The organism is Macrococcus hajekii (genome assembly GCF_004359505.1).
GTDB classification, from domain to species: Bacteria; Bacillota; Bacilli; order Staphylococcales; family Staphylococcaceae; genus Macrococcus; species Macrococcus hajekii.
Map to the genome: position 1 here is coordinate 190,251 of NZ_SCWE01000003.1, position 20,440 is coordinate 210,690.

The window sequence follows — 20,440 nt, forward strand, 5'->3', positions numbered from 1 at the left end:
TTCAGATAACAATGATATAAAAACGCCTGTGAAGCTATCCCTCTATTCACAGGCGTTTTCTATTAAGCATTCACTTCAAAAACTATTGATATTTCTTCAATATCTCTTTCCATTTTGCTTGCGCTGTTTCGTCATTTGAGACTTCGAATTTCTGTGTTGGCGTATAGTTCCCTTTCATTCCATCATCATACTCTCCAAAGCCAGAAGAAAATGATGACTGATCTTTCGGTGCAATCATTTCATAGACAACACCATTATCACCCAACATGTATTTATGAATGCCAGTTCCACCTTTAGCTACGCGTGCATAACCTTCAGCTGTAATGCCTTCAGGTTCATACTTATCGGTCAAACCTTCAGCCGCTGTATAGAAAACGACATCCGCTATCTCATGATTCTGAAAATCACTAAAGCCTGGATACTCATTATCCTGAACCTGCACCTCTCCGTACGGTGTCTCTGCGTACCAATCTTCGCGTCCAGCAGCACCGTACGTAAACCACATTTTAGTCACTGCCATGTTGCCGTTTTTTGTAACTCTGCTGCCCAGTAGTAGAATTCTTCATACATGGCAGTCATATCGCCTTGTTTAAAAGGAACAGATGCCGTTTTTCTCTAAGGTTCAGCAGCTTGTTCAATCAGAGCTACCTGACTATTCACAAAAAGAATCACCACTTGATAGCCATTGTTCGGATTATCGTTATAGATAAAAGTAACACTGCCCACAGTCGACTTCTCTGTCGGTGTGCCATAAGATGCTTCTATCTGTGCCTTAGTTACAACCATTTTTTTACGTTATATACTATGATTATCATAATACATTAATTATTCTCATTTTAAAAAATCTCTACACAGCTGTGCAGAGATTTCTTAAAATGCCGTTTTAGTCGCTGTCAGAAATTCATAGAATCCCGTCAGATCATCTAGCTGACCGTTACAACGATTACTGTCATGACAGATATAATTGCCGTTCTTGGTATAAGTACCATCCCCTGCTACTTTAGTAGTCGCCAGGAACATAGATAGCTTACTATCAGCCTTACAGATCGGGCATATCCCCTTATTAACAGAGGGCGATAAATCACCGTATAAACCTCTGAGTTCACCTTCATGATAGAAAATGATGAACTTCTTCTGCTGACCAGCATCATTCCAGCCGATATAAGTCGACTCAGTCAGGTCATAGTCAGACCAGTTCGGATACTTCAGTTTTTTCACTTTCTTAAAAAGTTTATCCAGCTCCTTATTAGAAGGTGCTTTGAATGGTTCGACATAAATTTTAAGCAGTTCAAGCTGTTTCTCAAGCTGATGACGCGTAATAGAGCCATCCATGACCACTTCAAGAAACGCTTCAATTTCAGGCAGTGATTCAGTAAAAATGCGTTCGACACTCTCCTGGATGAGACTCTGATATGTCTGGTTCATCTTAGGGTCATTCATCGTCTGATAAGCCTTCATCAGACGCAGACTCTGGCGCTTGATGCCGATATATTGATAAGGTAGTATGTTATTCATAAAAGTCAGTCCTTCAGTCATGTCTTGTGGAGTTATTATAGCCTTCAATATGATGCAACTTATAATCTACATCATTTACTTCATCAGGTTTTCCGACTTTAAGAACAAAAGCTCTGACTTGTTCTTCTGTCACTTGATTTTGATGATTCTGTACTGTTTCATCTTTAGTCTGATTTTGTGTAGTTTGAGGGGATAAGTCTCCCTCATCTGTCTCAATTGCTCGAACATAAACGTCAATCCCTGTGAATGTTACAGAGACATGGTAGCCATTCTGGTTATTACCGTCATATATAAAGGTCGGCATATATGCGCCACCCTTGCCTGCCGCTATACCTTCTTTCATATATTGATGTTCATCTAAAGTAGGTTCTCCGTACAATCTTCGAATATCCTCGACATTTAATTTCTCGGTTGGATTAAGAAGAATGGTATCTACGATATCCTGCTGATTATAGACTACAACAATATCTCCATATCTTTCACCAACACCTGTTTGTGCAGATTGTCCAACACCTTGAGACTTATCATAAACAGCTTCTACCTGATTACGTGTTATACCTTGCTTAATATTTGCAAACTTAGTTCTTCTATTTCCTGAGAAATAATAATCCATGAATGCCTGAGAAGAAATATTAACGCGACCCTTGGTGTCAACAAAACTGAAACCTTCAATTTTATCGCTATTTGCTGCATCCTCTTTTTCTTTTGCAACCTCATCAGTATCTTTTTTCTTCGCTTCGGAAGTAGGTTTTTCTGTCATAGTTTCTTCGGTTGTTACTTCTTCTGTGGTTGGTTTTTCAGTCACTGGTTTTTCTGTCGTCATTTTCTCTTCGGTTGTTTCATTACTTGGCTTCATTTTGTTACATTTTTATATTTTTTTATCAATTCTCATTATCTCAATTAAGCTCAATAATAGCATTTTAATTTTAAGAATTGCATTATGCTATTTTCCTCAAAATTAGATATCGTCATGCAATGTCCAGTTCATATGATTGTGAACATATTTTAAATCCAGAGATTAATCTATTTCATTTTTTCAATGTAGTTTGCGAGTCTTTATATTCAACATCAATTAAAAAATGACGTTTTGTTAGTAGTATATATCCTTTTGACTCATAATTGCTCGCACCGATTTCATAATGAATTCTATATTTTCAGCAAGCATTTAAAAGTCCAGAAACCTCCTTCAAGGTCTCTTGATTATTTTAATTCTCTAATTGCTATTGTAGTCTTGTCGTCTTTAATTTGCAGTTTCTCTTTCAATGGTTTCTCCGCTTCTCTATTAAATAAGATAGTATAGCCATGACCTTCAAGGCTGTCTTCAAACTGCGAATCAATAAGCATATCTGTTTCATTCTGATCATTTAGAAAAGTAAATCGATGATATTTACCTGCCATATAGGCATTTCCCTTTTTAATAACAGGTAAAATGGTATATTCATTGAAGTCCGCGTATTGATGTTTATAAATATAGTAACTTGCTGCATCTGACTTAAGAACATCGAGTAGCTCCCCTTTGTCTTCTACTCTATCTGTAGCTGATGCAGCTTGTTCTACTGAATCATAACTTTTCATCTTTTCTTTAGCACCAACTGCAAAATTTGAAGCGTCAAGCCAGTGACCATTACTATCGATATGGATGAGTGAGGGATTAAGACTTCGTTCTACTCGTAAACCCTGCGTATTATCATCATTGACCATCCTAATATCATTAAGGTTCACCCCATTATTCAGATCACCACTTCTAAAAGTAATCTCACCAATCGGTGTTTTCTCCGTCCAAGTCTGCGTCTTGAACTTTTCCTTATTCATAATAGGTGTTAAAAAAGGTTCTCCAATCGTTAACTTACTCTTTCCTGTTTCATCAACCTGTATATAGCTGTTTGTAACATACGTTGTATGCCGTCGTTGTCCGTCCAGAAGTTGATGGATGACGTAGTTACCATTTTTGAGCTTGAAGTAGTCCTGCCCCAGACCGACCACTGACATACCAGCATCAGCCATCGCATCTGATGTCTTTCCATCTGCTTCACTTAGACTCGCATATTCTTTCTCAGTCTTACTTTTATCGAACGGCTTAACATCCATGCCTATCGTATAACGATAAATCTGCCAGCCTGCTAACGCTAAGATAACTAGGATTACTAAGCCGATTAACCATTTCTTCATCTTCAGCACCTACTTCAACTTTTTCTCTATTATGACATAATAAATAAGGAAAATACTGTATTTTTAATATTTTTAATCACTAATATTTATGTAGACTTAATATTGAAATGTTTTCTGTTCATTCAGACGGTCTTCAAGTGGATATTTAGGATAAATATATTCTGATACATAGTTATACCAACGTGCATCACGATATTCCCGTATCTGACACTCTACAGTATCTTCAGATTCAGGATCATAATGAAAATCTGACATATCAAGTTCAAAACATTCATATATTTGAGTAGAGCCCTTTTCTATGACTAAATGATGAGCAAGACTTTCGATATCTGAGATCAGTTCTTCATTACTATATAGATCATTTTCCGGTAGATCAGTAATAGTAAGTATATAAATATCATCAGTTTCCCATATATAAACCTCTAGATGCGTATACTGATAGACTTCCTCCGCATATACAGATCCAGGATACATATACCAGTGCTCTAAATTCGGCAGACGTAGATTTCTTGTTAATGTCATCATCTCACTCCTCTTCTCATATTGGATATTACTTCAATATTCCATTATTTTCTATTATCATTGTATTGAAAGGAGTTTTATTATGCAAAAACAAACAGGTTATGCTTTATACTTAGCCCCGTTTATAATGACATTTTTCAGTTATCATACTTATGCTAATAGTATAATGAAGCACCCTGATGCGTGGCGTATTATTTTGAGCGGATTAGGTTTTACATTTTTCTTCTGTGCTTGGTTCTATATGATCTGGGTTAAGGAAGCATGGGGGCAATAATTTTTTTACAACACCTCGAGCATCTGTATTTCTAATGTTCATGGTGTTTTTTTAGTACAATAAAATAAAGGAGGTTCTGCTATGAATTCTGTTCAAGAACGTGCGATCCAGATTCTTAAAAATACTTATGGACCTGATAGTGAATTCCGTGAAGGTCAGCTCGAGGCGATTACAGCTGTGGTTAATAAGCAGAAGACGTTAGTGATTCAGAAGACCGGTTGGGGTAAGTCGATTGTTTATTTTATTGCGACTAAGATTCTACGCGAGCATGGTGCGGGTCCTACGATTATTATTAGTCCGCTTCTCGCGCTTATGCATAACCAGATTGAGGCTGCAAAACGTTTAGATCTTAATGTCGTCACTATCAATAGTAATAATCGCGATGAGTGGGATGATATTTATGCTTCCTTAAATACAGTTGATGCTATTATTGTCTCACCTGAGAAACTGTCGAACCCTGAATTCATCGAAAAGCTCGGCACGGTGTCTGATATTGAGATGGTTGTCGTGGATGAAGCACATTCCATATCCGACTGGGGTCATGATTTCAGGCCTGATTATCAGCGTATTGTCTACTTGCTGCAGACTTTTCCTGACCATATTGCTATTCTTGGTACGACGGCGACTGCCAATGACCGGGTCATTCAGGATATTAAGGATCAGCTGGGTGATGACTTACAGGTCTTCCGTGGTGACTTAATCCGCGATAATATTTCAATCCAGGTCAATCCTGCACAGAGTAAAGTTGAACGGCTTGCCTTTATTACAGAAGCATTGACGCGTCACCCATTCCTCAGTCAGCAGCAGGGTATCATCTACTGTCTGACGAAGAAGGAATGTGACTCGGTTGCTGACTTCCTGCTTCAGAATGGTATTTCAGCGGTTGCCTATTATTCAGGCGTACAGGATGCATTCGGTGAAGATATTTCTGCGGAAATATTGGAAGAGTTCCATACCGGCAAGACGCGCGTTATCGTCTCTACCGTCAAACTCGGCATGGGCTACGATAAATCTAATATCGGTTTCGTCATTCATTTTCAACTGCCGCAGAACTTGATTGCCTATTATCAGCAGATTGGTCGTGCCGGTCGAGATGGTTCTCCTGCCCTTGCGATTCTGCTGCACGGTGATGAAGACGAGGAAATCATTAAATCCTTTATTGATAGCGCGAATAAGGACCCTGAACTCCTGCAGCAGATTCTGCAAGTCATCGGCAGCAGTGACAATGGCTTAAAGCGCAATGAAATTCTGCAGCACTTCAACTTGAATGTGACAAAACTGACTTCAGTACTGAAATACCTCTACGTTCACAACTATATTTATATGGAGAAAAGTACGTATTTCGTCCATCCGAATCATCACTTCGATGCCGTTAAAAATGCTCAGCTTCAAGCACAGCTAAATGAGACACGGCTTGCTGAACTGGATAATCTGAAAGCCTTTATCAATTTTGACGGCTGTTATATGAAATTTATTGCAGACGAACTGGATGCACCTGATACGAAGGAAAGATGCGGGCTCTGTGCACATTGCAGGAATAGACCGTTCGTTACGTTATCAGAAGATAATGACTACCTGGAAGCTGCTAAAGATTATAAAAATAAACTGCATGGTGTGATCAGTCCGCGTAAACGCTGGTCAAATAATAAGAAAATTGATGATATTTTTGAACACGGCTGGACTTATACTGTTGATGCTTATTCACCGATTGGTAAACGTTTCATGCGGGAACGTGATCAGGGTCATTATTCAGATAAAACCATGACGACTATTAGCCAGTTCCTAAAAGAGCATATTGAAGCGCATCATATCGATGCCATTGTGGCAGTACCGAGCGTCAGACGGCCCTCTCTTGTCAAGGGACTTGCCAGACAGATTGCGCTTGAACATGGTATCTCTTATGTCGATGTACTGAAAAGAAGCGCTGACAATGCTCCGCAACGAGAAATGCATAACTCAATGATGCAGGAACAGAATGTCAGAGATAGTTTACAGACCGTTAATACGGATGCAATCAGAGAGCAAAATATTCTTCTAATCGATGATATCGTTGATTCCAGATGGACAATCACCATCGCCGCCAGCTTACTCCTCGAGCAAGGTGCAAGTCATATCTATCCATTTGCACTCGTTAACACAGGTAGCAGCGATTAAATAAAAAAAACACTTATCAAAAGATAAGTGGTAAGTAATGCACCCTGACGGATTCGAACCGCCGACCCCTTGCTTGTCGAGCAAGTATTCTCCCGCTGAACTAAGGGTGCTGATATTCATTCATTATAGCACCTGAAATCGGTTTCGCCAACAGTTGTATTGGATTTTATTAACGCACCATGCTAGTCTACAGTTACAGACTTTTTGAGGAGGATTTATGGACAAAAGAATATATATCACTATCTTTTTAGTGCTCGCTTTTACACTTTATCAGATTTATGCTGCCTACCAGGCTGTGTCAGCCGGCTCTCTAGCTGGTTTACTCTCACCTTTAATGTATGTAGGCATTATCGGCCTCGTTGCCCATCAGTTAATGATGACGAACTTACAGTCATCGTTTATGCGCCGTTATAAATTACCACAGATCATTCGCTTCCTGCTTATTCTATCAGTCGTTCTTATGGTCTTATATGCTATTCTTCTCGTGATGAATCTTGTATATGGTATTATGTTCTCCGGAATTTTCAGCGCACTGCTTCTTTATTCAAGCTATAACAGTTATAAGCAGACGCAGACACTGAAGAACCAGTACGGACTCTAAAATTGCTCGCATGATTGATGTTGCTAAGTTTTACAATTGTTAATTTTAATTTCAGTGACTGAGATATTATAAAAGTACGTTACATTTCTGACATTATAAGCTTATAATAAGATATCTTATTAGAGCAGAGGGTGTCTTTCATGTTTAGAAAAACAGTATTATCATGGTCTTTAGGTTTGACTCTAGCAACGTCTATCGTCTTCGCAGATGATGTATCAGCTTTTATTACGAAGTATTATTATGATGGTGAACAATTATCTAATCTGAAGGCAGCTGCAAGTCTGGCCGATGATTATCCGAACAGTGAGGTCTATATGAAATATACGGGCTATAATACAACTTCACCTTACAAGGCTGTCGGCTACATTCGCAATACTTATGGCTGGAATGGCGGTGAATCGATGGGAACAGGTACTGTCATCGATGATTATACAGTTCTGACGAATGCCCATGTGATCGATAATAAAAACGGGTACGCCACTGCTGCCAGTCATCTCAGTTTTCTGATGAATCGTGATGGCACTTATATCCCTTATCGTTTTGCCATCAAAGGCGTCCGTAAAGTCCCTAATTCTGATCTTGCCCTTATCTATACCACTAAGAGACTGTCTGCCTATGTAAAACCTCTTACCTTTGCAACTGAGACACAGATTAACAGTCTGAAGACCGGACAACCGCTCTTCTCTGTCGGTTATCCTCGTTTTAATGGGCGATACGACAGACGCGTGTGGAACCGTATTCTCTTCCTCAGACAGAGCTCTAACCATAATGAACTCATGTTGAAGGATATGATACGTGCCGGCGCTTCAGGTTCTCCACTTGTTGACAGTCGCTATAGAATATACGGCGTCCGGACATATGGTGAACGGGTCGACGGCTTCGATGAAAATATTTATGCCAAGTATGAAATCGGTGGTGCATTTGCACTGAAAGGTAAGACCCGCGAATATATTATGCAATATAAACAATAGACAACAAGATCTCAAAGGTATGATACCAATGAGATCTTTTTTATGGTGTCAGTAATCAGGATATAGTCCTGCAAACAGTTAAAAGGTTGGTTTTTATGCAGGTAGATAAATTATTGTTCGATGGTTTTGATGTCATCGGTAGAACTATTTTAATTGGTATTATGAGGAATCTCGCCCTTATTTTTATTTTAAGAGTCGGCGGCAAACGGACACTGACACAGCTTAATGCCTACGATATGATTGTAACTGCAGCACTCGGTTCTATACTATCCGGTATTATGACGAGCAAGGATATCACTATTGCGCAAGGTGTGACCACCTTTCTGACGCTCGTTATCTTACAATACATTTTTACGAAGTTATCATTCAACAGCAAGTTGTTCAGCTTACTGATTAAATCGAATGCAGGCACTTCAATTGAGAATGTGAATGCTGTGATTCTTGAATCTGACGGCACGCGGTCTGTTTTGACAGGTGATAAAAAACTGGATGGATTCATCAGTACTTCGCAACTTAAAACATCATAACAATCAAGCATGAATTTAAAACTCGTGCTTTTTTATATGGGTTGTTCTCCCCATTTATTACGCCACTCCATAGAACCTCTCACAAGCTGCACGAACCCCCAAATCTGCAGGGAGAAATAAGCAAGCGTTGCCACGATAAATACAGTTCCGGATAATTCATTACTGAACCACCCAATGATTAGGTGCGTAATGAGACGCCAGATAACAGGTGACAGAACGAATAATATGACCCACCAACCAGAATGACCAACGTCATGGAAGCGGCGAACCATCACTGCCAGATGAGGAATCAAAACGACCAAGATCAAGATAAGACCGATGATGTAAAGTGCAGGTATGAGGTAAGGAAAGTTAATGGACTTCATCTGAAATAGTATTGTCATAATAAAATAGAGAACCATTAGTATTCCAAAATGAAGCAACTGCGGCACCCAGTACTCCTGACGTGTTGCTCTTCCTTTAAAGTTAAGTCCTTGTTGCCAGAATCGTCGATAAGTTTCCAGAAAAGTATCGTACATCAGTATCTCTCCTTTCCACTGTATTATTACACAAATACCTCAATATTTCCTTAAATTTACTGGAAATTTAATTTTGATTATGATGTCCATGCTATGATAGATAAAAAAGGAGGCTGATTGTATGAAATTAACACGCAGTATGATGTCGATGCGCGCACCTTATCACTGGTGGTCAACTATTTTGTGGGCACTAGGTATTTTCTTTGGTTCTTCTATTTTGACCTCTTTTATTGCTATACCTATTCTTGTCTTCGCTAGTTCTATTACAGATATCAATGAATTGATGCAAGGTGATTATCTCTTTTTCTTAAATATGGCCGTTTTTCCTGTTACATTGATGTTCTTACTTCTTTGTAATCGCTATGTTTATCAGCATCCTCAGCAGGCGCTTGGCTTCTACAAAAAAGACCTGGTCAAAAAATATGGACTTGGAGCATTGATCGGTATTGCTCTGATAGTCATTGTTTTTATTTTTAACTTAATCGCCGGTGCGATTACTACTACATTTAACCCTAATCACAGTGTCCTAATGATCATCTTCATGATACTCGCGTTCGGTGTCCAAGGTCTGACTGAAGAAGTACTGGCACGTGGCTTCATTATGAATAAGACAGCCAAACAGATAGGTGTGCCTGCTGCCATCATTATTAATTCACTTTTCTTCTCTGCGCTACATCTGCTGAATCCTGGTGTTGATGCAATTTCCACATTCAATTTATTCCTGGCAGGTGTGATGTTCTCACTTCTTTTCTACTGGAGTGACAATATCTGGCTGACAGGTGCTGCACATAGTCTATGGAATATTATGTTAGGCGTAATTTTAGGCAGCGAGGTAAGTGGTATGCGGCTTGATCACACCTTATTCATCACTCAATTCGATCAACAACATATCTTTCTGAATGGTGGACATTTCGGTTTTGAAGGTGGCATTTTCACGACAATCATCACATTACTCTTTTCAAGCCTGCTCATCTATTTGATTCAGAAACATCACAGAAATGATATATAAATAGATTGCTTACCCTATAGTACAAAAAAAGCATCCTTACGATGATGCTTTTATATGAAGTAAAGCAGTGCAATAAAATGAAGCGATGCGCCTGCCAGTATAAAGAAATGCCAAATCATATGGAAATAATGACGTGATTTCTGTGCATAAAACCATGTCCCAATTGAATAGGCAAGACCGCCAGCAACAATCAGTATGACGAATGTCATATTGACTTTTTCAATGAGACTCGGGAATAAAATAATGCCGAGCCATCCCATCGCCAGATATAATCCGAGGCTGACTTTTGGGTTCACGTTTTTGGCTACTGCCTTATAGATAATACCGCCGATTGTCACGATCCACTGGATAATCATAATCGTCCAGCCTAGTTTTCCGCCAACAATACTGAGCGCAATGGGTGTATAGGTCCCGGCAATTGCAATATAAATCATGCTATGGTCAATAATACGCATAATATATTTATGGACGGAATGATTCGGCATCAAGTGGTAGATACAAGATGACAGGAACATCAGAAAGATACTGATGAGAAACACAGATATCCCTAATGTCAGTACTGCACCGCCCATTAAATATGTTTTCACTGCAAAATAAGGAAGTGAAAGCAGGATCAGAAGCGCTGGTACCCCGTGAGATACAGAGTTACCGATTTCCTCACCCATCTTAAGCGCACGAATATCTCTAAAATTATTTGCTGATGACATCTTTTCACCTCTATATGTTCTTTGCATTTATTTTAACACGATTTGCGAGGTGATGACGATTATGACTCTTTAATAATAACTGTTTGAGCTTCATCATCAATGACAAAGTAGATAACATCACTTTCTGTCTCTTCATATTTAACATCGCCGTTACTTTCAGTGGCAGTGACTGATCCTATTTCTTCTATAGAAAGTGTCCCGTCCTCCATCGATACCTCATCAGTTACAATGATGCTATCTTCAAGTTTCGCAATCTTATCATCTGGATAATGTGTCTCATTTTTTATTTTCCAGCCATCAAAATGTGCCATTATATCCTCTCCTTTTATCAAGTATTAGACTATACCCTTTCAGAGTACTTATAATGATTGAATGAACTTCTCGATTTGTCGGGGTGATTTCAATATGATGAGCTGTTGATCCGATGGAAGTTGATTCAATTTTTGCATGATGCCCGGCTTTTTATTTTGCGGGAAATTCCAGATCCACGACAAAAACTCAAGATCAAGCTTCTCGGTACATCCTTCTGCCATATCAGGTCTTACTACCCCTCTGTTATGCCAGTACCGTCTGATTGCCTGGTAAATACAGATTCTTTTACTAATATCCAGAAAGATAACTGTATCCGCTTCGTTAAGTCTTACATCCATTGTACCGGAATAATTCCCGTCTATAATCCACTCATCCCCCTGCATCAACTTCTGCTGAATCGACTTCTGTTCCTCACGTGAACTAAGCTGCCAGTCACGCTTCCACATATGGGCGTCGAGATGATGGACTGGCAAGTTCAGTTGGATTCCTAATTTTCGTGCAAGCGTCGATTTACCTGAGCCACCTGAGCCGATAATCATGATTCGTTTCATCGCAGAATGTCCTGAATATTTAGCCATACTCTTTCTTTATTACCATCGATAACTTCACCTGATTTAATGAATGCTTCAAGGTCTTCTACATCGATCCAGCGGTAGTCAATAGTCTCTGTCTCCTGCAGAACAACACTGTCTTTGCTTTGATTCGTTTCTGCGAGGTAACCGAAGTAATGTGTCTTATTCTGATCACTCGTCAGCTGATAGATAGGTATCAACTTATCCACCGCTATACCTGTCTCTTCTGCTAACTCACGGATAGCTCCGCTTTCAATGGATTCTCCCTTATAAACACTGCCACCTGCTGTTATTTCAAACAGACCCGGACCCCCACGTTTATTCCAGTCTCTCTGCATCGCAAGAAAAGAACCAACACTATGTCTCAGTACCACTTCAACAACAATGTGATAATGACCCTCAGGTATCTCCTCTCCACGTACGAGATCAACTCCCAGTTTATTCAATTTTTGATCATAAGCATCCCAGATTTCCATAGTAACCTCCTTAAATGTAGTCCTTCTATTATACAGAAAACTAAAGCTACAAGTTAATCCCATCTATCATTGCTCTTTTTATAACTTCTATATAAAAAAAAGAGCCGGATACACTGGCTCTCGGTGTTTAGCTATAAATGGAAATCACAGTCAGATAGCCTTTACTGTCAAACGCTGCGAAATAACCACCGTTTTTCGTTTCGTATTTCAGGAAAGTTTCGCCTGCTTTATTAGTTGTCGTTCTAACAAGCTTGTTATCTTTATGGGCTTTAATAAAATCAGCTTTAGCAATGGTACCCTTTTTGACCGGGAATTCAATTGTGCTAACTTTACCACTATTATCTTTAACAATAGTTGTATCGTAAACTTTAGATTTCTGACCCTCTTTACCTAATTTAGCATCAGCTGCAACTTGATAACCATTGAGCGTGAAATTCTCACTCTTCAGTGCTGTCACGAAATATTTATCCGTTACAAACTTACCGTCATATTGTGTATAGCCCTTATAGTTATAGTAAGGTTTCTGCGCCGTCTCTGTCTTCGCCTGAGCAGGTTGCTCAGCTACTACTGTACCCGTTACAATCGCTGAAGCCAGCATGCCAGCTCCTAGCATTTTAGTCCATTTATACATAATACCACTCCTTAATTTATTGCTCATCAAAAGCTACATATATAGTATATACCTAATAGCCAATCATTACAAAAATTTACCTATTAAACATGACAAGACTCCTAATCACGTGATTAGGAGTCTATCCATTATTCTACTGTAACTGATTTCGCTAAGTTACGTGGTTTATCGACATCGCAGCCTCTGTGAAGCGCTGCATAGTAAGCTAAGAGCTGTGTCACGACAACTGATACAAGAGGTGCCAGCATTTCATGTACGTGAGGAATCACATATGTGTCACCCTCTTGTTCTAAGCCTTCCATTGTAATGATACATGGATGTGCACCACGTGCAACAACTTCTTTCACATTACCTCGGATTGATAAGTTAACCGCTTCTTGTGTTGCCAGTGCGATAACAGGTGTACCTTCTTCAATCAGTGCGATTGTCCCATGCTTCAGTTCGCCTCCAGCAAAACCTTCAGCCTGGATGTAAGAGATTTCTTTTAATTTTAACGCGCCTTCAACACCTACATAGTAGTCCATTGTACGACCGATGAAGAATGCATTGCGTGTTGTTGAAAGGAAATCACGTGCTATCTGTTCCATTGTGCTTGCGTCGTCAACAATCGCTGTAATAGCAGCTGTTACTTTTGCAAGTTCTGGTAATAAATCAACATCCACTTTAATACCTGCATCTTTAGCTACGACTTGTGACAGAATCGCTAAAACTGCAATCTGAGCTGTGTATGCTTTAGTTGATGCAACAGCAATCTCAGGACCTGCATGAAGAATAAGTGTATGATCCGCTTCACGTGATAATGTTGAACCTGGTACGTTTGTCACTGTTAAAGCTGTGTGACCTAATTTTTTGATTGCAACAAGGACTGCACGGCTATCAGCTGTTTCACCTGATTGTGAGATGAAGATGAATAATGGTTTCTTAGAAAGTAAAGGCATGTTGTACACGAATTCTGAAGCAACGTGTACTTCAGTTGGTACACCCGCCCATTTTTCTAAGTATTCTTTACCTACAAGACCTGCATTATAAGAAGTCCCACATGCAACGATATACACACGGTCTGATTTACGTACAGCTTTAATGATATCTTTATCGATTTTCAGTTCGCCTTTGTCATCCTGATATTGCTGGATGATTTTACGCATAACACCTGGTTGCTCATGAATTTCTTTTAACATGTAGTGAGCATAAGTGCCTTTTTCGATATCAGAAGCATCGATTTCAGCTTTATAAGGTTTACGTTTGATTTCTTTGCCGTCTAAGTTTTTGATTGTGACGCCGTCTTTTTTAACAAGGACGATCTCACCGTCAGTCAGTTCAACGTAAGTATCTGTTACTTGCAGCATAGCCATCGCGTCTGATGCGATAACATTGAAGCCTTCTCCAAGACCAACAAGTAATGGAGATTTGTTTTTCGCAACATAGATCACTTCTGGATTTTCTTTATCTAGTAAACCAAGCGCATATGAACCGTGAAGCAATTTAAGAACTTCAACAAATGCTTTCTCAGTCTCAAGACCTTGTTTTGAGAAGTATTCAACAAGTTGAACAATAATCTCAGTATCAGTATCAGAAGTGAAAGTCACACCTGTTAAGTATTCTTTTTTAAGTTGTTCGTAGTTTTCGATTACACCGTTATGCACTAAAGTGAAACGTTCTGATTCTGATTGATGCGGGTGAGAGTTGTCGTGATTCGGCACACCGTGAGTCGCCCAGCGTGTATGACCAATCCCTGTTGACGTTTCAAATGAAGCATCCACGACTTTACGCAGTTCAGCAATACGGCCTTTTTCTTTGTAGACACGTACATCTTCGCCCTTACGTACAGCAATACCTGCTGAATCGTACCCACGGTATTCTAACTTCTCAAGCCCTTTTAATAAAATCTCTTTTGCATCCTGTGTTCCAATATAACCAACGATACCACACATAAATAATTCCTCCGATAATCTTATAAGTTTAGTTTAATACGATCTCGGTTTAAGTATTTGCTTATGCTGAGTGTCTTTGTTCGACCAGTCACCTGGAAGTTTTAACAAACAGCTGTCGAACAGCAAGTCCGGAATGGCATCCGCCGAATTTTCGATAACCATTCTCCTCGTCAACAGTCGAAACTGTACTGGCGCTGTAGCCCTAAAAATTCCCTATCCTCCTAAAAAGTTAAACCTAACTCATTATACAATTAATAAGTTGTAGATACAAGTTTGAACTGTAACATTTTACTTTGTCATTAGACCGTGTGACAAAGTTGAATTTACTAATGATAGAAAAAACGACGTACACGTCTTATTATGGAGATAACAAATCTAATATTAAAGGAGAAAAAATATTATGGCAGAACAAAAAAGCGGTATCCAACGTCGCGTTCAGGCATTCGGTTCTTTTCTGAGTAGTATGGTAATGCCAAACATTCCTATCTTCATTGCATGGGGTTTTTTAACTGCCCTTTTCATTGAAAAAGGTTGGTTTCCTAATAAGGATCTTGCAACAATCGTTGATCCAACAATTCATTATCTTATTCCTATTATGATCGCATTTATGGGTGGTAAACTCGTTCATGACGTTCGTGGGGGTGTGGTCGGTGCAGCAGCAACAATGGGTATTATTGCTGCGTTTGATCAGCACATGTTACTCGGTGCAATGATTATTGGTCCATTAACCGCATGGCTAATGAAAAAATTTGATAATGCTGTTCAACCTAGAATTCGTACTGGCTTTGAGATGTTGGTCAACAACTTCTCAGCAGGATTCATGGCACTTGGTATGATGATTGTGTCATATTTCCTCTTATCACCCATCGTCGGTTGGATTATGTGGGCTCTCGGCAAAGCTGTTCAATTTTTAGTTGACTTGCATATCTTGCCTTTAACGTCATTATTAATAGAACCTGCAAAAGTTTTATTCTTAAATAATGCCATTAATCACGGGGTATTAAATCCACTAGGTATTAATCAAGCAGCAGAAGCCGGACAATCTATTCTCTTTACATTAGAATCAAACCCTGGACCTGGTTTCGGTATTTTACTTGCCTATATGTTCTTCGGTCGCGGCACTGCAAGAGCAACTGCACCTGGTGCTGCATTAATTCACTTTGTAGGTGGCATTCATGAAATCTATTTCCCTTATGTATTAATGAAACCTGCATTAATCATCGCAGCAATTGCTGGTGGTATGACAGGTGTAGGTTACTTCTCCTTAGTTGACTTCGGTTTAAAAGCAGCACCTGCACCTGGTTCTATTCTTGCTTACATTGCAATGACACCTAAAGGTGAATTTATTCACATGTTTATCGGCATCGCGTTAGCGACATTAGTTTCATTTATTGTTGCTTCATTGATTCTCAAGTTCTCTAAAAATAAAGGTGAAGATGATATTGCAGCAGCAACTGCTGAAATGGAAGCTCGTAAAGGTAAAAAATCATCAGTTTCTGATGCGTTGACTGGCGCTTCTGCTGGTGCTACAGCCGGAACTGCTTCAACTTCTGACCGTGTCAATGTCGTTGAAGTGGATAAAGATGAAACGACTGAACCTGATTTACTTGCTAAATATGATACTGAAAATGTTGATGCGCATGATTATTCTAACGTCAGCAAAGTCATCTTTGCTTGTGATGCTGGTATGGGTTCTAGCGCAATGGGTGCTGGTATGTTACGTAACAAGTTCAAGAAAGCAGGTATCAATGCTGAGATTACAAACTCTGCAATCAACCAGTTACCTCAGGATGCACAGCTTGTTATTACACAGAAAGTACTGACAGACCGTGCGATCAAGCAAGTTCCTGATGCTATTCACATCTCAGTGGATAATTTCCTGAACTCTCCTCGTTATGATGAGCTGATTGCTAACTTAAAACAAAATCAGTAATTAGACATTTGAATTTATCAGCTTTAGAATAAAGATATGTAATTGAATAATCTTCTATAGGAAGGGAGTGTGGATATGCAAATCAGTCATCGTGAGAAAAAAATCATCGAGTCGCTGCTTAAAAATCCTCGCTCCTTTCTGTCTATTCATCAGATTGCTCAGAATTTAGGTGTTTCCAGTCGTACCGTTCACCGCGAACTGAAGTTTGTCGAGGAGACACTCAGTAAAATGAACCTGACGCTTGAAAGACAGACTGGAAAAGGTCTGAGGATGACTGGCAGTGATATTGATTTTGCTTTACTGAGTGAACAGCTTGAAATGTCTACTGTCCTTGATCTCTCTGTTGAAGAGCGTAAAGTCATTATTCTGTATACGCTGATTAAAGCGAAGGATCCTGTCAAAATATATAGTCTCGCCAGTGAAATCGGTATCTCAATCAACAAGCTGTCCAAGGAACTTGAAAATCTGGAGAGTGATCTCAGTCGTCAGCGTCTGACGTTACAGAAAAAACGCGGAGAAGGATTACAGCTATTAGGCGATGAACTGAACAAGCGTCAGCTGCTCGCTGATATTATGCTTGAAAAGCTCGATTCTACTAGTGTCTACTCTGTCATTGAAGATCATTTTGTATATCAGACATTGAACGATACAAATCTTAAAGACCTGGTCGATATGGATCAGATCTTCAGTGTAGAGCGTCTTCTGATGGATGAATTATCTGAACTGCCGTACGTCTTACTGGAAACCGCTTATCTGACATTAACCATTCATATCGTGCTGGCTATTGAGCGAATTCGTAATGATGAACAAGTTTCCATTGCAGATGATATCATTCAGTCCTTAAGCGTTACTCCCGAGTTTAAAGTCGCTGAACGATTGGCCGATTCTCTATCGGAGGCTTATCAGATTAATTTCGACAAGGAAGAAGTCATTTTTATCACCATGCACTTGCGAGGTGCTAAACGCAGAATATCAGAAAGTGAAGTCACTGTTGATATCTCTCAAAAAACAGATCAGCTGATTAACGAAGTCTCTTCTCTCACTCATCATGACTTTACAGACAATCATACTTTAAGAGAAGGACTTCTGCTCCATCTTGTTCCTGCATTAAATCGTATTTCCGGGGGAATAGATACTTATAATCCACTGACTACCATGATCAAAGAGGATTATAAAAGGCTCTTCCAGGCTGTCCATTCAGCTCTCGAATCTGTATTTCCAGATGCCTTTTTCCCTGATAATGAAATTGCTTTTATTGTTCTTCACTTTGGTGGTGCCATGAAACATAGCAGTTCAAGTGTGCTGATTGTCTGTACGAGCGGGTTCGGTACAAGCCGCATTCTCTCAAAACTGATTGAAGAGCAGTTCCCATCCGTCCATGTATCAAAACTCGCTTCAGTCAGCGACTTGAAAGCGCTCGACCTAACAGCATATGACTATATCATCTCTACTGTCGGTCTCGATATCAACCAGCCCTACACAGTTGTCAATCCGTTGTTACCGGAAAGTGATCAGCAGTTGCTGCAGCAGGTGTTCAGTAGACCTATATTGTCTCAAGTGCAAACTGCTAAAGTGAATGTGTATAATGAAGTCGTGCCATACGTCATTGGGGCACATCAAATCCTCAGCTCTGTTCATTTCAGAACGCTGACTATAGACAACTGGCCAGCCCTCCTTCAAACGTATAAAGTGGCTGATGAACTATCGGAGCGTGAGAAAGTACAAGGATTTGCTATTACCGGTTATCCAGTTGCCCTTCCTCATATCGTCCATGCTGATATAGACTTACCAATTATTGAATTTGTGACATTAACATCTCCCGTTAATATGAAAAATATGGATGACGCGGTGCAGCAGGTTCAATATCTTCTTATCATGCTGCTTCCTGAAAAAACACTTGTACGTCCGTTTGTCAGTGAATTAAGTGTTTTACTCATGACTTATCTGGATATACCTGACAAAATTTTTAATGATAAAGATTTTGTCATACAATATATGCAACAAACGCTGATCAAACAAATCAGTGAAAAAATCTATTAAATGGAGTGAATCAAACATGTCAAACTTAATCCCAACAGAAAATATTTTAGTAAACCAGCAATTCGCAACAAAAGAAGAAGCGATTGAAGCAGCAGGTCAGAAATTAGTTGATGCAGGTGCTGTTAATCCCGGCTACATTCAAGCGATGAAAGAACGTGAAGCAATCGTTTCCACTTACATGGGTAACTTCCTTGCTATTCCACATGGTACAGATGATGCAAAGGCAGAAGTCATCCAATCAGGTATCACTTTATTACAAGCACCTGATGGTATTGACTGGGATGGCAATGTCGTTAAAGTCATTGTCGGTATTGCTGGTAAAGACGGCGAGCATTTAGACTTATTATCACAGATTGCGATCGTTTTCTCTGAAGAAGAGAACGTAGACCGTGTTGTCAATGCGCAGTCTGCTGAAGAAATCAATGCAATCTTCGGGGAGGTTGAACTATAATGAAAGCCGTTCATTTCGGTGCCGGCAATATCGGTCGTGGCTTTATCGGTAAAGTACTTTATGACAACCACTATGACATCACGTTTGCTGATGTCAGTGCTCAAATTATCTCGCTCATCAACCAGGAAGGTGCCTATGATGTTATCATCGCTGAAGAAGCTAAAACACGTCAGCATGTTGAAGATGTAAAAGGTATTCATAGTGTCGAGCAGCTTGAAGCGCTGGAACAGGCAATGATGGAAGCCGACTTAATCACAACAGCGGTCGGTGTTAACATTTTACCGATCATCGGTAAATCAATCGCTTCTGCCCTCGCTAAACGCGATGCATCGCATCCAGTGAATGTCGTAGCCTGTGAAAATGCAATTATGGCGACTGACCAGCTGAAAAAAGCAATCGTTGAAGAAGTTGGAGAATTAGGCGAACATGTCCATTTCCCTAACTCAGCAGTTGACCGTATTGTACCGATCCAGAAGCAGCAGAACCCACTTGACGTTATGGTTGAGCCATTCTTTGAATGGGTGGTTGAAAAAGATGCATGGCATGGCAAACAACTTGAAGGTGTTAAATATGTCAGTGACCTGCATCCGTTTATCGAACGCAAACTTTTAACAGTTAACACAGGCCATGCATTTATCGCTTACTTCGGTAAATACAAAGGTTACTCAACAGTAGACGAAGCGATGAAAGATGCTGAAGTCGTTGAACAGTTACGCCAGGTACTCAGTGAAACGAGCGACTATCTGACAAGTAAATATGACTTCACGCAGGAAGAACAAGCGGCTTACGTTGATAAAATTATCGGTCGCTTCCAGAATCCATATCTATCAGATGATTTAAACCGTGTCGGTCGGTCCCCTCTACGTAAAATCAGTCCGGAAGACCGTATTATTAAACCTCTGAACTACCTTGCAGCAGAAGGAAAACCTCATGAAGGCCTTGTCAATATGGCTGCATACTTATTGCGTTATAATGACGAACATGATCCAGAAGCAGTAAACAAAGATAACTACATTCAGGAACATGGTGCCCAAGCATTCCTTACTGAATATGCAAAAATAGATGAAGCATTAAGTAAAGAAATCACTGATAAATATCAGGCATTATAATAAAAAAGCAGTGAGATT

23 protein-coding genes and 1 tRNA gene are annotated in these 20,440 nt (G+C 39.7%); 10 read left to right on the forward strand and 14 right to left on the reverse strand.

The window, feature by feature from the left end; translation table 11 throughout:
* Positions 1-82: 82 nt before the first annotated feature.
* From ERX37_RS08945 to ERX37_RS08965, 6 genes are all read right to left on the reverse strand, one after another.
* A complete protein-coding gene (locus ERX37_RS08945; RefSeq protein ID WP_165982025.1) occupies positions 83-505 on the reverse strand; it encodes a hypothetical protein in 423 nt (140 codons plus the stop codon).
* 110 nt (positions 506-615) lie between these two features.
* Positions 616-786, reverse strand: coding sequence for a hypothetical protein (locus ERX37_RS11450; protein WP_165982026.1), 171 nt, complete (start codon positions 784-786; stop codon positions 616-618).
* Between the two features lie 84 nt (positions 787-870).
* Complete coding sequence (locus ERX37_RS08950; RefSeq protein ID WP_133430331.1) at positions 871-1,515, reverse strand: FusB/FusC family EF-G-binding protein; 645 nt, start codon at positions 1,513-1,515, stop codon at positions 871-873.
* A gap of 13 nt (positions 1,516-1,528) precedes the next feature.
* Complete coding sequence (locus ERX37_RS08955) at positions 1,529-2,371, reverse strand: hypothetical protein (RefSeq protein ID WP_133430332.1); 843 nt, start codon at positions 2,369-2,371, stop codon at positions 1,529-1,531.
* A gap of 344 nt (positions 2,372-2,715) precedes the next feature.
* Complete coding sequence (locus ERX37_RS08960) at positions 2,716-3,684, reverse strand: hypothetical protein (RefSeq protein ID WP_133430333.1); 969 nt, start codon at positions 3,682-3,684, stop codon at positions 2,716-2,718.
* Positions 3,685-3,780: 96 nt separating this feature from the next.
* Positions 3,781-4,209 (reverse strand): hypothetical protein, encoded by a 429-nt coding sequence (locus tag ERX37_RS08965; protein ID WP_188352336.1) that lies wholly within the window; start codon positions 4,207-4,209, stop codon positions 3,781-3,783.
* A gap of 79 nt (positions 4,210-4,288) precedes the next feature.
* On the opposite strand from ERX37_RS08965, the gene ERX37_RS08970 reads away from it, so the two are divergent.
* On the forward strand, positions 4,289-4,480 hold the full coding sequence (locus tag ERX37_RS08970; protein WP_133430335.1) for a hypothetical protein: 192 nt from the start codon (positions 4,289-4,291) through the stop codon (positions 4,478-4,480).
* Positions 4,481-4,561: 81 nt separating this feature from the next.
* Positions 4,562-6,634 (forward strand): RecQ family ATP-dependent DNA helicase, encoded by a 2,073-nt coding sequence (locus tag ERX37_RS08975; protein ID WP_133430336.1) that lies wholly within the window; start codon positions 4,562-4,564, stop codon positions 6,632-6,634.
* Positions 6,635-6,672: 38 nt separating this feature from the next.
* Here the strand turns inward: ERX37_RS08975 and ERX37_RS08980 are convergent.
* Positions 6,673-6,744, reverse strand: a tRNA-Val gene (locus ERX37_RS08980).
* Positions 6,745-6,851: 107 nt separating this feature from the next.
* Here ERX37_RS08980 and ERX37_RS08985 point away from each other — a divergent pair.
* The 3 genes from ERX37_RS08985 to ERX37_RS08995 all read left to right on the forward strand — a co-directional run bounded on the left by ERX37_RS08985 (position 6,852) and on the right by ERX37_RS08995 (position 8,733).
* Positions 6,852-7,235, forward strand: coding sequence for a hypothetical protein (locus ERX37_RS08985; protein ID WP_133430337.1), 384 nt, complete (start codon positions 6,852-6,854; stop codon positions 7,233-7,235).
* A 140-nt stretch (positions 7,236-7,375) separates the two neighbouring features.
* Positions 7,376-8,206 (forward strand): S1 family peptidase, encoded by an 831-nt coding sequence (locus tag ERX37_RS08990; protein ID WP_133430338.1) that lies wholly within the window; start codon positions 7,376-7,378, stop codon positions 8,204-8,206.
* A gap of 95 nt (positions 8,207-8,301) precedes the next feature.
* Complete coding sequence (locus tag ERX37_RS08995; RefSeq protein WP_133430339.1) at positions 8,302-8,733, forward strand: DUF421 domain-containing protein; 432 nt, start codon at positions 8,302-8,304, stop codon at positions 8,731-8,733.
* 32 nt (positions 8,734-8,765) lie between these two features.
* Here ERX37_RS08995 and ERX37_RS09000 read toward each other — a convergent pair whose 3' ends face one another.
* On the reverse strand, positions 8,766-9,251 hold the full coding sequence (locus ERX37_RS09000; RefSeq protein ID WP_133430340.1) for a DUF805 domain-containing protein: 486 nt from the start codon (positions 9,249-9,251) through the stop codon (positions 8,766-8,768).
* A gap of 121 nt (positions 9,252-9,372) precedes the next feature.
* Between ERX37_RS09000 and ERX37_RS09005 the strand changes: the two genes are divergently transcribed.
* On the forward strand, positions 9,373-10,260 hold the full coding sequence (locus ERX37_RS09005; RefSeq protein ID WP_133430341.1) for a CPBP family intramembrane glutamic endopeptidase: 888 nt from the start codon (positions 9,373-9,375) through the stop codon (positions 10,258-10,260).
* Positions 10,261-10,310: 50 nt separating this feature from the next.
* Here the strand turns inward: ERX37_RS09005 and trhA are convergent, their stop codons facing one another.
* From trhA to glmS, 6 genes are all read right to left on the reverse strand, one after another.
* Entirely contained in the window at positions 10,311-10,967 is a 657-nt protein-coding gene (gene trhA, locus ERX37_RS09010) for a PAQR family membrane homeostasis protein TrhA (protein WP_229713113.1), read from the reverse strand.
* Positions 10,968-11,026: 59 nt separating this feature from the next.
* Positions 11,027-11,278, reverse strand: coding sequence for a hypothetical protein (locus ERX37_RS09015; protein ID WP_133430343.1), 252 nt, complete (start codon positions 11,276-11,278; stop codon positions 11,027-11,029).
* A gap of 48 nt (positions 11,279-11,326) precedes the next feature.
* On the reverse strand, positions 11,327-11,830 hold the full coding sequence (locus tag ERX37_RS09020) for a DNA topology modulation protein (protein ID WP_133430344.1): 504 nt from the start codon (positions 11,828-11,830) through the stop codon (positions 11,327-11,329).
* Positions 11,827-12,327, reverse strand: a complete 501-nt coding sequence (locus tag ERX37_RS09025; RefSeq protein ID WP_133430345.1) for an NUDIX hydrolase — start codon at positions 12,325-12,327, stop codon at positions 11,827-11,829. The genes ERX37_RS09020 and ERX37_RS09025 overlap by 4 nt, the downstream gene beginning before the upstream one ends.
* A 127-nt stretch (positions 12,328-12,454) precedes the next feature.
* Positions 12,455-12,958, reverse strand: a complete 504-nt coding sequence (gene isaB / locus ERX37_RS09030; protein ID WP_133430346.1) for an immunodominant staphylococcal antigen IsaB family protein — start codon at positions 12,956-12,958, stop codon at positions 12,455-12,457.
* A gap of 128 nt (positions 12,959-13,086) precedes the next feature.
* Positions 13,087-14,889, reverse strand: coding sequence for a glutamine--fructose-6-phosphate transaminase (isomerizing) (gene glmS / locus ERX37_RS09035; RefSeq protein ID WP_133430347.1), 1,803 nt, complete (start codon positions 14,887-14,889; stop codon positions 13,087-13,089).
* A 400-nt stretch (positions 14,890-15,289) separates the two neighbouring features.
* Between glmS and ERX37_RS09040 the strand changes: the two genes are divergently transcribed.
* From ERX37_RS09040 to ERX37_RS09055, 4 genes are all read left to right on the forward strand, one after another.
* Positions 15,290-16,822, forward strand: coding sequence for a PTS mannitol transporter subunit IIBC (locus ERX37_RS09040; RefSeq protein ID WP_133430348.1), 1,533 nt, complete (start codon positions 15,290-15,292; stop codon positions 16,820-16,822).
* A gap of 75 nt (positions 16,823-16,897) precedes the next feature.
* Positions 16,898-18,862 (forward strand): BglG family transcription antiterminator, encoded by a 1,965-nt coding sequence (locus ERX37_RS09045; protein ID WP_133430349.1) that lies wholly within the window; start codon positions 16,898-16,900, stop codon positions 18,860-18,862.
* Positions 18,863-18,878: 16 nt separating this feature from the next.
* A complete protein-coding gene (locus tag ERX37_RS09050) occupies positions 18,879-19,313 on the forward strand; it encodes a PTS mannitol transporter subunit IIA (protein ID WP_133430350.1) in 435 nt (144 codons plus the stop codon).
* Complete coding sequence (locus ERX37_RS09055; RefSeq protein ID WP_133430351.1) at positions 19,313-20,422, forward strand: mannitol-1-phosphate 5-dehydrogenase; 1,110 nt, start codon at positions 19,313-19,315, stop codon at positions 20,420-20,422. The genes ERX37_RS09050 and ERX37_RS09055 overlap by 1 nt, the downstream gene beginning before the upstream one ends.
* The last annotated feature ends 18 nt before the right edge of the window (positions 20,423-20,440 follow it).